Source organism: Aquirufa nivalisilvae (assembly GCF_004307455.1).
Lineage (GTDB): Bacteria > Bacteroidota > Bacteroidia > Cytophagales > Spirosomataceae > Aquirufa > Aquirufa nivalisilvae.
Window position 1 is genome coordinate 403,106 of the sequence record NZ_SEWX01000008.1, and the last position, 16,319, is coordinate 419,424.

Below are 16,319 nucleotides of genomic sequence, written 5' to 3' on the forward strand. Positions count from 1 at the left end.
TTTTGAAATTTATTAATCGTTCAATGCATCATAAATGAGCATTCCATTCTTAGAAATCACTTTTTCGCCCTTTTGCAAGCCGTGCTGGATGTAAGTAACATTTCCCAATTGACGATATACTTCCACTTGTCTAGTTTCAATATTCGCACGATCTTTAAAAATCATGACCCAATTTTTACTCTTATCAAATATGACAGAAGATGATGGTACAGCAATCATTTGGCTATGCTCAGAAAAGCGTACATCCACCATGGCATTCATCTCTGGTTTCAATTTATAATTGGCGTTCGGGATTCTAACACGCACTTTCATAGCTTTTGTTTCTGGATCAATGGCAGAGAAAATTTTATCAATTTTACCTTGATATACCTCATCTGGATAACTCAATGTTCTGACATCTGCCTCATAGCCCACTTGAACTTTAGGGATATCACTCTCATTGACATTAGCCATTGCCCACACTTCATTGATTTCAGCAATAGAAAATAAAGCATCTGATTTGTCTGGACGAATCTGCTCGTTGGGGCTTATTTCTTTTTGAACAATAAAGCCGCTCATAGAAGCCGTCACATTGTAAATGGACCCTTTTTTCAAGTTATAAATGCTAAAAACTTCATTGATACGGGCTAACTCCGCTTTTTGACGATCCAATTCCCGATCTGCAGCTACTACATCTTTTTCAGAGGATAATTTACTTTTATATAAATCGCGAGCTACTTGAAGGTTTTTTTCTGCCACAGCTACATCGCCTAATGCATCCAAGCGATCTCTTTCATATCCGGCTACTTCCCCACTTCGAATAACCGCCAAGACTTGACCTTTCTTTACATAATCTCCTAATTCGGCATTAATCTTAATGACGTTCCCTCCTACGATGGAATAGATCTGGGCGAGTTTATTATTATCTGCCTGAATTTTACCAAACAAACGAATCTCATTTTTAACCTCTTGTAAATCAGCTGAATAAAATTCACAACGGGCCATCATGGTATCACTTAAACGAAATGCCACTGCTTTATCCGATTCTGTATTTTCCTTGTTACAAGAAAGCATCAGAAATGTGGCTGCAAAAGCCATCAATACTACATTTTTCATATCTAGAATAGTTCTTTACCTGTACTTAATTTTATTTGTTCTGCAGAAGTTGCCAATTGAATTTTTATCCTGGAAATCTCCGAAAGGGCATTATTATAGGATTCAAAAAAGTCCACAAATTCAATCAAACTAACATTGCCCTTTTGGAAGTTCTCCGTCATACCTTTTAAGGTTACCTCAAAATCTTCGTCATACAATTTATTGTTTTTCAAAAATTCAGAAACCGTTTGTTTGTATTGCAAATAAGTACTTTGAACCTCTGCAATAACTTGGCTCTTAAGACCATCTACAAACAATTGCTTCACTTTAATCTGAGTCTCTGCGGATTTGATATTTCCTTGATTCCTATTCCAAAACATCAAAGGAATAGCAACACCTACATTCACTTGACGTAGAAAAGCTCCACCTCGTTGATCATAAGAAGAAAACAACGTGATATCAGGTTTAGCCAATTTCTTTTGAAGGGAAAAATACTGTTCAGCAAAAACGGCATCCTTCTTTCCCAACAATAAATCAGGTCTATTCTCCAATGCTTGATCAATTAATAATTGAACATCAAAAGGTTGAATGAAACTTTGAATTTCTGCGTCAGAAACTTTAGGAACTACCATACTTTTGGTTTGCAACAATGTCTGCACTTTAGATAGTTGCTGAAAATAATCTCCAAAAATGGCTGCTCTCTCATTGCTCAGATTTAAATAAACCCCCTTTAAGCGAACCACATCTTTTAATGGGATATTCCCTTTATGTGCCTGAATTTCATAGGTGCTAAGAATATTGTCCACCATGGCCATTTGTTTGGTGTACTTCCCAATCAGAATTTGTTGTTGATTCAATAAATAAAGCCCTGTATGAAGTTCAAATTTTAATTGACGAATCAAATCCTGAAAAGCTAACTCTGCCATTTCCACATTGGTCTTCGCTAAATCTATTTGGGCTTTTCTTTTACCGCCCAACAAAATCAGTTGCTCCAACTGAACACTTTGCTGACCCGTATTTCCTAAATGGAAAATTTTACTATTCTCTGGATCAATGGCATTCATGTCCACAGTCAAAACTGGATTAGGATACAAAGAAGCTTGTAGCACTTGAGCCTTTTGAACATCGATGTTCAATGAGGTGGCCAACAATTGATAATTCGTACTTAAAAAGACCTTATCTGCCTGAGCTATCGTGATCGATAAAGTATCGGATTGTGCCTTACTGCCAAAAGCCAGCAAAAGCATCAAAAAAAGGCTGCAAATTTTAAAGTAGGACATAGCTAATCTTTTATGTCCACAAAACTGGGAAGATTAGACTTAAAATGAACTTAAAATAGAATTTAATTTATTATCGCACTATAAATCAACAACTTACCATTATGATTTACTAGGAAAATGAAGGGTAAAAACATTACGAATATTCGAATCCACTTGATAATCTATTTTACCTCCGTGTAGCTGAACAATTTTATTCACCAAAACGAGGCCTAATCCAAAACCCCTTTTACCTTGACTATTGGATCCTCTAAAAAAGTGCTGAAACAAGTAAGGTACTTCAGAGGCTGAGATGGAAGGTCCCTCATTGGAGAAAAATATTTTTAATTCTCCATACTGAAATTGAAACATAATTTCGGCCCTTTTCGTGGTAGAATAATGAATACAATTCAACAATAAATTTTGAACGGCCATTTGAATTAGTCGGATGTTGCCATCAATCACTAATTTATCCTCTTGTTCTATATTGGGATGAATTTTTATATCAAATTTGAATTTTGGGTACAATTTTTTGGCTTCAGAACAAGCATCAAAAACGATTTCGTCTAAACGAATCCGTTGAAAACTCAAATTAGCATGAGTTTCTACTTTGGCTATTTCAAGTAAGGCATTAATCATATCCCCTAATAACAGGGTGTCTTCCTTCTGATTTTGAATGCCTTTTACCAATTGAATAGGATCCTTTTCCTTTTCTAAATTCTCCAAATTACTTACTAATATGGCAATCGGCGTTTTCAATTCATGGGAAATATGATGTACGGCATGCTTTTGAAAGGCAAATGAATTCTGTAAACGAGTCATCAATTCATTAAATCGCTGTGCCAACAAATAGATTTCGTCTTTATTTTCAGGAATAGGTAAGAAACTGTGAGGGGTTTCCATATTAATAACTTTCAATGCCGATGCCATTTGTATAATAGGCTGGGTAATCTGCTTAGAAAGAATAAACGAGCTTAATAAGATGAGTGCTGAAATCAAAACAAAAAATACCCAAAGGATATTTTTCAAAAAGTCTAGCTTGGAATGCCCAAACTTATCATAGGCTTTAGATATGCCATAAAATTGTTTCCCTCGAATCCGAAATGTCACCGCAACGACATCTAAATCCCCTTCTTCTGTTTCAATGATTGAACGATCTTGGTTCAATTCTTTTAACAGTTCTGTTGAAAACTCTATTTTCGTATCATCAATACTGGAATAAATCAATTTTTTTTGAGAATCAAATAACAAGGTCTTTTCTCTAAATAATTTATTGACCGTCAACTCCCCCATGGATTGGATGATATCTTGATCCAGTTCTCTCACTTCCGCCAATATCCCCATGGTGGAGAAAATATGATCCTTTATTCTTTGTTGAAAATCTTCCTTTCGATAATTTTTAAATACAGTAAACAACAACAAAAATGTCACACCTACCACCGAGATAGACAAGACAGAAAAGTAAATCAATATACGTTGTCTAATGCTCATGAGAACTTAGGTAATAACCAAAACCTACTTTGGTCCTGATTAAGTTAGAGGCAAATGGTTTATCTATTTTTTTCCGAAGAAAGTTAATATACACCTCAATCGTATTGTTATTTTCATCTAAAGATCCTCCCCAAATATCCCGATTCAACTCTCTCTTAGTAACTAATTTACCTTTGGCATTGGCCAATTTAAGTAATAAATTAAATTCTCTTGGAGTTAAACTAATCGGAGTCTTTCCTCTACTGACCGATTGAGTACTTAAATCAATCAATAAATCTTCCATACGTAGTATATTCTCTGCTTCAGGGACTGGTTGGTTTTTTGAGCGCTTTAATAATGCTTTCACTCGTGCCATGACCTCCCGCATAAAAAAGGGTTTAGTCAAATAATCATCCGCTCCAACCTCAAATCCATGCATTTTATCATCCAAATCGTCAAATGCTGTTAGCATTAAAATGGGCGTATGTGTATTGTATTGCCTAAATTCTTTACATAAAGTCAAACCATCTTTGTAAGGCAAATTGATATCCAATACAATAATGTCATATTTCTTTTCTTCCATCATTTTTTGAGCAGCCAATCCTTCTCTAGCAATTTCTACTAGAAAGCCTTCCTGAAAAAAATAATCATGAATATTCTGACATATCCTAGGGTCATCTTCTACCAACAATATTCTAACTTGACTCTTCATAGGCAATGCATTGAAAATAACATGCAAATCTAATTTCCTAATTCTTCTTCATATAATCAGCAATTTGCTGTTCATGGCTCAAAGTGCTTTGCGATAAAGCTTGAGCAATTTGTTCTTGCTCTTTTTTTGATCTATTCTGACTTATTTTCTTCTTGGCTTGAATTTCAGAAATTACAACTTCAAATGCTACAATTCCTTGTATCATGTTCGATTTATATGCCTCAGATAGCCCATCCCACTGGGTTTTATACTCCTTTTCGAAAAATTCAATACTTTCTTCCAGAATACCTTGAGCTTCCTCTTGGGTTTGAACGAATCTGGCCTTTCCATAAAGATGCACGGATATATAATTCCAAGTAGGCACATTTTGCTCTTTTTCATAATGCCTTGGAGAAATATAGGCATGGGGTTCTTGAAAAATAAATAAGTTTTCTTGATCTACAATTTGCTTCCATTGTTCATTGGCTTTGGCAAAATGGGCTCTCAAAATAATTTTATTATCCACCAACTGGGAAACAAAAGGCAATTGCGTCGCCACAGGTTTACCATGAACCAAGGTGATGATGGTTCCAAAACTATATTTCTGAATGAATTGGATAATTTCAGCTAAATCTGTCAATTGGTTGATGGCGGGAATGTACATTGCTCAGCGGATTTATGTGAACAAATGTATTGAATTCATTCGGAGCCTGATTATCCAAAAACAAAAAAAAGACAAATCTAAGATAGATTTGTCTTTGGAGCAGAGGGGAAGGGATTCGAACCCTCGATAAGCTTGAGACCTATACACACTTTCCAGGCGTGCTCCTTCAACCACTCGGACACCCCTCTGTTTGGGAGGGCAAAACTAATCAATTCTTTTGAAGAATGGAAACTGCCATTCACATCCTTTTACTTTTATTAGAATTTCAAGCTAATTCCTCATTAGTCCATACCTTGATTACCTAAAAATGGCCTATACAAATATAAGTTGTGGAAAATCCTTTACATCTACAATTTGAATTGCATTGAAATAATCGTTCTATTTCAAAGATTACTGGGTAAAAGTTTTTTACATTCGAATGAAAAATCCTTGGTCGAATAGCGTTGAATTTGTAATTTTGCTTAAAATCTATATATTATATAGAGTATATAAGATTAAAAATACGCCATTATGCAAAGCTTCCGCTCAGAAATAGAAAATCCTATAGTAGAAAAAGACATCATTGATCTTGCCAATAAAATTGCTCAATTCAGAGCAGGTGAGATACATGAAGAGAAATTCCGTAGCCTTCGATTGGCTCGTGGTGTTTATGGCCAGAGACAACAAGGCGTACAAATGGTTCGCATTAAACTTCCTTATGGAAAAATTAAGTTCAACCAATGGCGCCGAATTGCAGCTATTTCAGATGAATACTCGACAGGAAATTTGCATTTAACGACGCGTCAAGATATTCAAATTCACTTCGTTTCTTTGGATCGTACGCCTGAGTTATGGGCTAAATTAGAACAAGACGATATTACATTACGTGAAGCTTGTGGAAATACTGTTAGAAATATCACAGCCTCTCCTACTTCTGGGATTGATCCTTTGGAATTATTTGATGTAAGTGCCCATGCAGATACCGCTTTCCGATATTTATTGAGAAATCCGATTTGCCAAGAAATGGGAAGAAAAGTAAAAATATCATTTTCTAATACAGACGAAGATACATCCCTTGCTTATTTACATGATATGGGCTTTATTCCCAAAATTCAACAAGGTATTAAAGGGTTTAAAGTAGTGGTAGGTGGAGGCTTGGGTGCACAACCCATGTTAGCTTACACGGCCTATGAGTTCTTAGCTGAGAATAAAATTATTCCATTTATGGAAGCTGTTTTACGTGTTTTTGACCGTCATGGAGAAAGAAACTCCCGTCATAAAGCTCGTATGAAGTTCTTAATTCAGAAAATTGGATTTGAGGCGTTTATGGATTTGGTCAATGCTGAAACCAAAGCTTTAAAAAATCAGGTGGTAGAAATTCCTAGCGATGGTGCTTGGGAGGTTTCTATACCTACTAAACTATCCAACATCATTTCGGATGGTTCTGAAGCATACCAAACTTGGTTAAGTTCAAATACTTTTGAGCAAAAACAAGTAGGTTATTTTGGGGTATATGTACGTATTTTGAACGGAAATATTTCCAGTGATACCTCTAGAAGTATCATGCAGGCTTTAGAAGGATATATTGGAGATGATGTTCGTATCACCATTAACCAAGGTTTGTTGTTCAAATTTGTCCCACAACAAAATTTAGCCTATGTATATCAAGTCTTAAAAGACCATGATTTAGCTTCACCTGGCGCCAATTCTGTGGCGAATATCACGGCTTGCCCAGGTACAGATACTTGTAATTTGGCTATTTCTGATTCCACCAATATTACATCGAAATTAGAAGAGGTCATTTCACAAGATTTTCCTGAGTTAATTCATGACAGCCAAATGAAAATCAAAATTTCGGGATGTATGAATGCCTGTGGACAACACAGCATGGCCAGCATAGGCTTTCATGGATCATCTTTGAAAGCTCCAGATAAGCGAGTTCTTCCGGCACTACAAGTTCTTTTAGGAGGAGCCACACTTGGAAATGGGGAAGGAAAAATTGCAGACAAAGTGATTAAGGTTCCATCTAAAAGAGGTCCTGAAGTTTTGCGAGTAGTTTTAAATAACTATGAAGAAAATGCTTTAGAAGGAGAATATTTCCACCAGTACTATGACCGTCAAGGAGAAAAATATTTTTATACTCTATTGAAGCCGATTGCTGATTTACAAACATTGGTGGATGATGATTTTATTGACTGGGGAGCCGCGGAGTCCTTTCATACGGAAATTGGAGTGGGTGAATGTGCCAGTGTCATCATCGATTTAGTAGCTACATTGCTATTCGAATCCGAAGAAAAATATGATTGGTGCAAAGGTGCCTTAGAAGATAAACGCTGGGCAGATGCTATCTATCACGCTTACAGCGTATTCGTTTCTGCTGCTAAAGCTTTATTATTAGATAAGAGTGTACAAGTATCTACTCAGAATGCCGTGATTACGAAATTCGATGAGCAATATTTACAAACCGGTGATTTTGATTTACAAGCCGAAAGCTTTTCTGCTTTAGTTCTTCAAATCAATCAACATGAGCCTAGCGAAGCTTTCGCAAAAGCTTATGCTCAGCAAGCATTGAGTTTCTTAGAAACCGCTAGTTTATTCCGCCAATCTATTGCCAGTAATTAAGATGATCCAACAATTAAGTCGATTTAAATCATTAGAACCTCAACCGAAACTTAGTGTGGTTGGTGCTGGGCCTGGTGATCCTGAATTGATCACTTTAAAAGCCATCAAGGCTTTGCAAAGTGCTCAAGTCGTTTTATTTGATGCCTTGGTGGATGTCAGCTTACTTGGTCATTGCTCTGATCATTGCGAAAAAATATTTGTTGGGAAAAAGGCGGGGGAAAGCCATTCACAACATGCGATCAATGAGCTCATTGTAAAGAAAGCCTATGAATTAGGTCATGTCGTTCGACTAAAAGGAGGAGATCCTTTTGTCTTTGGAAGAGGTCAAGAAGAAATTGAATATGCCAAACAATTTGGTCTATTGACTGCCTATATCCCTGGTATCAGTTCGTCATATGCTGCAGCAGGTGCAGCGGATATCCCATTGACTATCAGAGGAGTAAACGAAAGCTTTTGGGTCATGACGGGCACAAAATCAGATGGCTCTTTAAGTAGTGATTTACAACTTGGATTACAATCTACTGCCACGATCATTATCTTGATGGGAATGCATCGATTAGCCGAGATCTCTAAAATTTGTCAGGATGCAGGAAAAGCCAATTTATCTGCAGCTATTATTCAGAATGGGACAATGTCCCAACAAAAAGTGGGCTTAGGTATCGCAGGTGAACTTGAAAATTTGGCTAAAATTGAAGACCTTCGCAATCCCGCAGTTATTATCATAGGCGAAGTAGTTCGTCATGCTAAAAAGGACGTTTGGGAAAAAATATCTCACTTAATTAATAAAAATGAGCAATAGAATTTCAATATCAAGTGGCTCTCCATTTGAAGATGTATTTGGATACTGCCGTGCAGTAAAAACAGGAAATTTACTGGAAATCTCAGGAACAGTAGCCCTTATTGATGGCGATAAAGTAAAAGAGGATGATTTATATGCTCAAACTTACAACATCATTGAGCGCATTGCCTTGGTGTTAGAAGAAGCTGGATCTTCCATCAATGATGTCGTTAGAACACGAATTTTCACGACTGACATTTCCAAAAACTTAGATATTGCTAAAGCCCATGCTCACTTCTTTGGAGCAGTTAAGCCAACCACTGGTATCTATGAAATTTCAGCATTGATAGCTCCTCAGTACAAAGTGGAGATAGAATTCACAGCTTGGGTTAAGGAATAGCTTATCAGTTTCTTGATACAATAATTCAAAAATTGGTCCGTTAGACAAACGCTGTCAAGGTTTGGAACCTTGCCAGCGTTGTAAAAAACAACTTTACATCAAGTGGCTTTCGGCCTCTTTTTTCAACAATTCTTTATCAATAGGAACTACACCTAGCGACTCACAAACTAAGCCTCCGCCTAAATTGGCTAATGAAGCAATATGGCGTGCAGGTAAACCCAATGCCAGCGCACAAGCTGCAATGGAAATTACGGTATCTCCTGCCCCTGAAACATCCGCTATCTGCCTAACATGTGCAGGAATTCGAACCTGCTCTTTCCCCAAATCCATCAATACTCCTTTTTCTGATAAGGTCACAAATACTCCATCAAAACCTTGGTTTTCTTTAAATTGATGAACTGTCTCCAATAATTTTTGGCCTTCAAGATCTTCGGGAAACAATCCTAATCCATCTCGCAATTCATGCAAATTAGGTTTAAATAAAGTGGCTCCACGGTAACTAAAAAAGTTGCGCTTTTTAGGATCAACTACAGTCGGAATCCCATGTTTTCTAGCCAAAGTGATTACTTCTTGAATCAATTGCTCATTTAAAACACCTTTATCGTAATCTTCAAAAATGATAACATCTACTTCCTTTATGCAGGCTTTCACCTTTTCCAAAAGGGCCGCTGAACTTGCATGCTGAATCAACTTATCTGTTTCAGAATCAACTCGCAACAACTGTTGAGAACCCGCAATTATCCTTTCTTTAATAGAAGTTATTCTTCCTTTTTCCTCCACAATTCCGCTCAAGGAAATCCCTTCTTTCTCCAATAAACTCTTAAGTTGCAACCCAGCCTCATCATCCCCAACCACAGAAACAACCCATGGTTTAGCGCCTAAACTAGCTATATTCATGACTACATTACCTGCACCTCCTAATCTAGCTTCTTTCTTAATAACTTGAACTACAGGCACTGGAGCTTCTGGAGAAATGCGACTCACCTTTCCCCAAGTGTAAGCATCGATCATTAAATCACCAATGACCAACACCTGCAATTGATCAAAACCTTTGAAAATATCGTTTACTGTTTTCATAACTAACCCCCAATACTCGTCATAGACTCGTTTATAATTCCTTTTCTATTTTTTTCTGCCTCAAAACCATCTTTGGGTCTATTCCCAAATAAAGTAATGAAAGTTTGTCTAATTTCTTCATCGCTAACACCTTGTCGAATAAATGATTTCAAATCAAATACACCATCATCATATAAACAAGTCTTAACTTCCCCCAAAGCTGTCAATCGAATTCGATTACAGGTTCCACAAAAAGTCCGACTAAAAGCCGCAATCACACCAACATCTCCTTTGAATCCAGGAATTTGATATCTCATGGCAGTCTCTCCATAGCTAAGATCCATGGGCTGCATATTCCCAAAATGTGCTTTCAAATGATCTAGAATTTTAATAAAATCCCAGTTTAAATTAGCGGCACCATTACCTGAACCATTAAAAGGCATTTCTTCAATGAAACGAACAGAAATAGGATATTGCTCCGTTAATTGTGCCAAAGCTAAAATATCTTGCTCATTCTTCCCATCCATTACTACCGCATTGATTTTAACTTTAAAATCTGCCTCTATCAAGCCTAACATGGCCGAATAAACCACATCAAAATCATTTCGTCTTGTAATTTGATAAAAACGTTGTTTGTCTAATGAATCAAGACTCAAGTTGATCGACCTAACTCCCAATTGAATTAATTTAGGAATCTGTTTTTCTAACAAGACTCCGTTACTCGTCAAACAAATTTCTAATCCTTCCAAGCGACTTAACTCCTCAAGGAATTCCATGATGCCGTTGCGTAACAAGGGCTCCCCACCTGTGATTCTAACTTTTTTTAATCCTAATACATGCAATTGCTGCACTATTCGTAACATTTCCTCCCAGGTCAACAATTGTTTCTCTGGCAAATAATGTATTCCCTCTTCAGGCATACAATAAAAACATCTCAAATTACATCGATCCGTGACAGCTAATCGCAGATATGTCATTTCTCTACCATGATTATCATAGAGAATGGGACGAGAAGAAGGTAAGCTTTGAGAAATATCCAATATATTTGTATTATATACAAAGGTACAAAATCGCCCCCAAACGAATGCCAAACTATCGAATTCTACTTTTTGGTTTAACAAGAGATTTGCTTCAAAATAAGGAAATTGTGTTGCGTTCCGAGAAAATATTAACAGCAGCTCAGCTTTTGCAAGAACTAAAAACGAGCTATCCACCTTTGGCCAAGCTTCCCTCCCTACGAATTGCAGCGGAACATCATTTTCCAGAAGCTGATTTTATCTTGAATGAAGGCATGGAAATTGCCCTAATTCCACCAGTCAGTGGCGGTTAAACAACAAAGAACTGTATATTTGTACATTAAACTCGTGTAACCCGATGGGCTTAACCCCCTTATTTATTGGCCTCCTCCTTTTCCCCTGGATTTCGGCTATGCTCATCGCACTTTGCTTTAAAATTCCCAAGAACTTATTAGCTACTTTTTCTAGCTTTTTATCTTGCATCCAATTAATCGGATTAGCTTATTTTATTTACCAAGTAAATGGTCATGAAATTGCTATTCATAACCCATGGTTTACTCTGGGAGATTCCGAATTTAGAGCTAGCTTCATTGCCACATCTTCTGCTCAAATGGTAGCTTTACTCGTGGCTATTGTAGCTTTTTTTGTTCAAGTTTTCTCAAGTTCATATCTTCAAGATGAGCCTCATTTAGCTAAATACTACCTGTATTTAAACCTCTTTGCGGCAGCCATGTATGCCCTACTATTTGCCGATCAAATTTGGATTTTCTACGCTTCTTGGGAAATGGTGGGAGCCTGTTCCTATCTTTTAATCAGTTTTTGGTATCAAAAAAAAGTTGCCATCCAAGCTGCCAAAAAAGCCTTTCTATTAAATCGTTTAGGCGATATTGGACTACTAATTGGCTTAATTGGCTTGTCCATCCATTTTAACGCCATGGAGTTTTCTGCCATGCACATAGGATCTGTTGGGCCAGCACCCATTGCCATTGGCATTGCATTACTAGCAGGTGCCATAGGGAAATCTGCTCAATTTCCACTCATGTCTTGGCTACCAGATGCCATGGAAGGACCAACTCCTGCATCTGCCCTAATCCATGCAGCTACCATGGTAGCCGCTGGTGTCTACCTTGGCATTAAAATACACCCCATTACTGGCGAAGACACTCATTTATTCATGGCAGCTATTGGTGCCATTTCGCTGCTTTGCGGGGCTGTATTTGCCTTATTTCAACAAGATATCAAAAAAGCATTAGCCTATTCAACCATATCCCAATTAGGTCTTATGTGGATGGGAATGGGTTCTGACGCCTCATTATTACATTTAGTGGTACATGGTATTTTCAAAGCAGGTCTATTCCTTTCGGCTGGCTCTGTCATTCATTATTTACACCATCAAAAAGCTAGTCATCACCTAGATCCTCAAAGCTTACATCAGATGGGGGGACTTAGAAAGCAGCTACCTTGGACTGCACTCGGCTATGGTATTTTTGCAGCAGGCTTAATGGGTTTACCATTGACTAATGGCTTTTTTAGCAAAGAAAACCTAGCAGGCTTACTTTGGGAAAATGCACAAAACAGCCCATTTTACCCTATTTATTGGACCTTACTTGCTTGTTTAGGTATAGGTATGTTATTAAGTAATTGGTATATCAGTCGACAGTTCTACTTAATTTTCATGGGGAAAAACCGAAAAAATTTAACCTTAGAAAAACCATCGTGGAATTTACCTCAGTATGTCCCCGTGCTTATTTTAGCACTTTTCAGCTTATTTTTCTGGACGAGTACCCAAGTATTACATATCCATCCTTCATTGCTTTTAAATAAATTTCAACTAAAAACCTGGGAAGTTCCTACAATCTGGCTTCTCATAACAGCATTCAGTTGGGTACTAGGTTTAGGTTTAACTTGGATAAGCCGCCAGTGGATCCCTCAAGATAATTACCGTTTTTGGCCTTCATTTTGGCCAGCCATTTTTCAATTGACAAATGGTAAAGCACGTTGGGTACATATTATTGATAATGTATTCCTAGATCGATTCTTAATTTGGTTAGCCCAATTACAGGTAGTAACTGGACATATATTAGCCTGGTTAGATCAATTTATCGTTGATGGCATTCTAGTTGGATTTAGTACAAAAATCAGTCAAATTTCTGGTCACTTCTTAAGTAGATGGCAGTCAGGAAAAGTTCAGCAGTATTGGATATTGGTATTTTTAACATTTGGTCTATTTTTACTTTACGTTTGGTTGTAAATAGTCCTTTTAAAATGAAATAATGGGTTTACCGCTACTATCATTTATTATTCTTTTACCATTAATAGGCTCCATAGTGGCTGCACTTGTGAAATGGGAAAATGGAATTAAACATTGGGCTACAGGGATTTCTGTCATTCAATTATTAGCTCTTGCATATGCAGGAACAGCATTTGACCCATCGTCAACTTCTTTTCAATGGAAAGAAGAACTTCAATGGATTCAATTACCTCTAGGTTCATTAGGAGAGTTTGTCATCAAATATTCCTTAGGTCTTGATGGTTTAAGCTTTTTATTAATTGCATTAACGGGCTTTATATCCTTTTTGGCCGTCATCAATTCGCATACAATTCAAGAGAAAAAAGGTGCCTATTATTCTTTGGTACTATTATTAAATGCCGCCTTAATGGGTTGCTTTTTGTCCCGTGATTTATTCCTTTTTTACGTTTTCTTTGAATTCATGCTCTTACCCATGTATTTCCTTATTGGTATTTGGGGAGGGCCTCGCAAAAACTATGCTTCCATTAAATTCTTCCTATATACATTAATAGGCTCACTTTTTATACTCATTGTGATGTTAGGAATCAGCTTGGCCTATATTGATCCCTATGAAACAGCTAAACATATTGGCTTGATTCAAGAGGGTCAAAGTTTTGATTTAGCTGCTTTAAAAAATATTCAAACGGCAATAGCTAACAAGGAAATTGCCAACTTTGATTTGGTCCATAGCTTTGATATGCAGGCTTTAAGCGATGTAAATAATTGCCAAACCAACAGTATTTTACATCCAAATTCAGGATGGTTACTGAATGGCCTTAGTGCGAGAATGTGGGGGTTTTGGCTTTTATTTATTGGGTTTGCGATCAAACTACCCATGGTCCCTTTACACACTTGGCTACCCGATGCCCACGTAGAAGCTCCCACCCCAATTTCTGTCCTTCTGGCTGGGGTACTCTTGAAAATTGGGGCATACGGTTGGTTAAGAACAGCTATTCCTTTCTTTCCAAAAGAAGCCTTGGAGTCGGCCAATATCATGGCGGCTTTGGGAGCGATTTCCATCATTTACGGAGCATACAATGCCCTTGCTATGAGTGATTTGAAAAAACTAGTAGCCTACTCCTCTGTTTCACATATGGGTTTTGTCCTACTAGGAATTGCTTCCTTTCATGCTGAGGGTTGGCAAGGAGCTATTTACCAATTAGTTTCTCACGGAATTCTTTCTGCTTTATTGTTTTTAGTGGTGGGAGTTTTATATGAAAGAACTCACGATCGACAAATCGATCACTACTCCGGCATTGCTAGCTTGATGCCACGATTTACCTTAATTTCAGGTATCGCCATTTTTGCATCATTAGGGTTACCTGGATTTTCAGGATTTATTGGAGAATTTTTTAGTCTTTTGGGTGCATTCACTAGTCCATATATCCACCCAGCATGGGCGGTATTGGGTGCATTTGGTATTTTATTAGGAGCTGGTTATTTCCTTTGGACCTTCCAAAAAATCTATTTAGGTAAAACTTATCTATTCGATTCCCAGTGGAAATTGCCTGATTTAAATCGCCTAGAAATATTTAGTTTGTTCTGTCTTGGTATATTAAGCATCATTTTCGGTATATTTCCACAATTAATCTTGGATTGGTCCAAATACTTTGTGTCCAACTTCTTGACAACCCTACATTAATATCAGGCTTATGAACCCTAGATTTTTGCCCTTAATTTCACAATTAGAAATGGAGGAAATGATTGCCGTGAAACAAAAATTGCATGACTTAAGTGATAGTCAACAAGAGCAATTTTTAGGTATTTACCTAGCTAGAAGAAGAGATACATTATTAATTCTATTGTGTACGCTCATGGGTTTTGTAGGATTTGCAGGTATTCAGCGATTTGTCACTAATCGAATTGGATTAGGACTTCTCTATTTTTTTACTGGAGGATTTCTGTTGATTGGTACGATTATCGATTTAGTCAAATACAAAAAAATTGCCTTGAAATATAATTTAAAAGTATTGGAAGAAACCGGTATGTTAATTGGAACTTGGCAAGGTTAATACTATTTAATTAAGAAAAACCATTACGATGAAAACTACATTTACAAGAAGAGATGTCATAAAAAGCTCCGCAGGATTGGCGGGGCTAGGTTTCTTAGGTAATTCCATGGAACACCGATTTAAGGAAGCAGACACCCAAGCAGGAATTGATTTAAAAGGCAAAGTCAACCACTCAGCTTGCCGCTGGTGCTATCAGGCTATTCCTTTTGAGGAATTAGTTATAAATGCCAAAAAAATTGGTTTGCAATCCATTGAGCTAACTGGGCCAGAAGAGTGGGATATTTTGAAAAAACACGACATGACCGCTGCCATTGGCTGGGGTAAATATCCAGAAGGAATGGGCTTGACTAATTTTTTCAATAAGATAAAAAACCACGATCAATTGGTGGCTTTTTATGAAGATTTAATTCCAAGAGCCGCTAAAGTGGGCGTTAAAAACTTAATTACTTTTTCTGGTAATAGAGATGGAATGAGTGATGAACAAGGCTTATTAAATTGTAAAAAGGGGCTACAACGCATCATGAAAACGGCTGAAAGACATGATGTAACTATTTCCATGGAATTATTAAACTCCAAAGTAAATCACAAAGATTACCAATGTGACCATACGGAGTGGGGAGCAGTTTTGTGTGAAATGGTAGGTTCTGATAAATTCAAATTACTTTACGATATCTACCATATGCAAATCATGGAAGGAGATGTAATTGCCACGATTAAAAAGCATAACCAATATATTTCTCATTACCATACAGGTGGAGTACCTGGTAGAAATGAAATTGATGAAAGTCAAGAGTTAAATTATTCCGCTATCATCAAAGCTATTTATGATACAGGTTATAAAGGTTTTATCGGACAGGAATTCATACCAGCTCGTGCTGATAAAATGGCTTCTTTAGAGCAAGCTGTTAAGATCTGCGACATCTAATTACCAGAACCCTGATATTTACGCAAGCTGTTGACATACAATAGCTTGCGTATTTTTTTTACCAAGTAATTCATTATTCCCATTTC

Annotated in this window: 15 protein-coding genes and 1 tRNA gene; 8 read left to right on the forward strand and 8 right to left on the reverse strand. The window is 37.1% G+C overall.

The window, feature by feature from the left end; genetic code table 11:
* Nucleotides 1-12 precede the first annotated feature (12 nt).
* From EWU22_RS12700 to EWU22_RS12725, 6 genes are all read right to left on the reverse strand, one after another.
* Entirely contained in the window at nt 13-1,095 is a 1,083-nt protein-coding gene (locus tag EWU22_RS12700) for an efflux RND transporter periplasmic adaptor subunit (RefSeq protein ID WP_109323985.1), read from the reverse strand.
* Between the two features lie 2 nt (nt 1,096-1,097).
* Nucleotides 1,098-2,354 carry a TolC family protein gene (locus tag EWU22_RS12705; RefSeq protein WP_130925843.1) on the reverse strand — a complete coding sequence of 419 codons (1,257 nt, stop codon included), beginning with the start codon at nt 2,352-2,354 and terminating at the stop codon, nt 1,098-1,100.
* 99 nt (nt 2,355-2,453) lie between these two features.
* A complete protein-coding gene (locus EWU22_RS12710) occupies nt 2,454-3,821 on the reverse strand; it encodes a sensor histidine kinase (protein WP_130925844.1) in 1,368 nt (455 codons plus the stop codon).
* Nucleotides 3,811-4,512: a response regulator transcription factor gene (locus EWU22_RS12715; RefSeq protein WP_109323996.1), complete on the reverse strand. Its 702-nt coding sequence runs from the start codon at nt 4,510-4,512 to the stop codon at nt 3,811-3,813. Before EWU22_RS12715 ends, EWU22_RS12710 begins: the two co-directional genes overlap by 11 nt.
* A gap of 37 nt (nt 4,513-4,549) precedes the next feature.
* Complete coding sequence (locus EWU22_RS12720; protein WP_130925845.1) at nt 4,550-5,155, reverse strand: FMN-binding negative transcriptional regulator; 606 nt, start codon at nt 5,153-5,155, stop codon at nt 4,550-4,552.
* Nucleotides 5,156-5,255: 100 nt separating this feature from the next.
* Nucleotides 5,256-5,343 (reverse strand) — tRNA-Ser (locus EWU22_RS12725).
* Nucleotides 5,344-5,665: 322 nt separating this feature from the next.
* On the opposite strand from EWU22_RS12725, the gene EWU22_RS12730 reads away from it, so the two are divergent.
* Genes EWU22_RS12730 through EWU22_RS12740 form a run of 3 tightly spaced genes read left to right on the forward strand, consistent with a single transcriptional unit; the run spans nt 5,666 to nt 8,934 of the window.
* Nucleotides 5,666-7,756, forward strand: coding sequence for a nitrite reductase (locus EWU22_RS12730; protein ID WP_130925846.1), 2,091 nt, complete (start codon nt 5,666-5,668; stop codon nt 7,754-7,756).
* 1 nt (nt 7,757) lies between these two features.
* Nucleotides 7,758-8,555 carry a uroporphyrinogen-III C-methyltransferase gene (gene cobA, locus EWU22_RS12735; RefSeq protein WP_109323999.1) on the forward strand — a complete coding sequence of 266 codons (798 nt, stop codon included), beginning with the start codon at nt 7,758-7,760 and terminating at the stop codon, nt 8,553-8,555.
* On the forward strand, nt 8,545-8,934 hold the full coding sequence (locus EWU22_RS12740) for a RidA family protein (RefSeq protein WP_109324000.1): 390 nt from the start codon (nt 8,545-8,547) through the stop codon (nt 8,932-8,934). The genes cobA and EWU22_RS12740 overlap by 11 nt, the downstream gene beginning before the upstream one ends.
* Nucleotides 8,935-9,027: 93 nt before the next feature.
* Here the strand turns inward: EWU22_RS12740 and EWU22_RS12745 are convergent, their stop codons facing one another.
* Nucleotides 9,028-10,011, reverse strand: a complete 984-nt coding sequence (locus tag EWU22_RS12745; RefSeq protein ID WP_130925847.1) for a bifunctional heptose 7-phosphate kinase/heptose 1-phosphate adenyltransferase — start codon at nt 10,009-10,011, stop codon at nt 9,028-9,030.
* 2 nt (nt 10,012-10,013) lie between these two features.
* Entirely contained in the window at nt 10,014-10,994 is a 981-nt protein-coding gene (gene moaA / locus EWU22_RS12750; RefSeq protein WP_109325417.1) for a GTP 3',8-cyclase MoaA, read from the reverse strand.
* A gap of 80 nt (nt 10,995-11,074) precedes the next feature.
* Here moaA and EWU22_RS12755 point away from each other — a divergent pair, with 80 nt between their 5' ends.
* From EWU22_RS12755 to EWU22_RS12775, 5 genes are read left to right on the forward strand one after another with little or no spacing between them, the layout of a single operon-like run.
* Nucleotides 11,075-11,320, forward strand: coding sequence for a MoaD/ThiS family protein (locus tag EWU22_RS12755; RefSeq protein WP_161566863.1), 246 nt, complete (start codon nt 11,075-11,077; stop codon nt 11,318-11,320).
* A gap of 44 nt (nt 11,321-11,364) precedes the next feature.
* The gene (locus EWU22_RS12760) at nt 11,365-13,257 is read left to right on the forward strand and encodes an NADH-quinone oxidoreductase subunit 5 family protein (protein WP_130925849.1); all 1,893 of its coding nucleotides are present in this window, start codon (nt 11,365-11,367) and stop codon (nt 13,255-13,257) included.
* A gap of 22 nt (nt 13,258-13,279) precedes the next feature.
* A complete protein-coding gene (locus tag EWU22_RS12765) occupies nt 13,280-14,938 on the forward strand; it encodes a complex I subunit 4 family protein (protein ID WP_130925850.1) in 1,659 nt (552 codons plus the stop codon).
* Between the two features lie 10 nt (nt 14,939-14,948).
* Nucleotides 14,949-15,308 (forward strand): NINE protein, encoded by a 360-nt coding sequence (locus EWU22_RS12770; protein WP_130925851.1) that lies wholly within the window; start codon nt 14,949-14,951, stop codon nt 15,306-15,308.
* A 28-nt stretch (nt 15,309-15,336) separates the two neighbouring features.
* Nucleotides 15,337-16,233 carry a hydroxypyruvate isomerase family protein gene (locus EWU22_RS12775; RefSeq protein WP_130925852.1) on the forward strand — a complete coding sequence of 299 codons (897 nt, stop codon included), beginning with the start codon at nt 15,337-15,339 and terminating at the stop codon, nt 16,231-16,233.
* Nucleotides 16,234-16,319 lie beyond the last annotated feature (86 nt).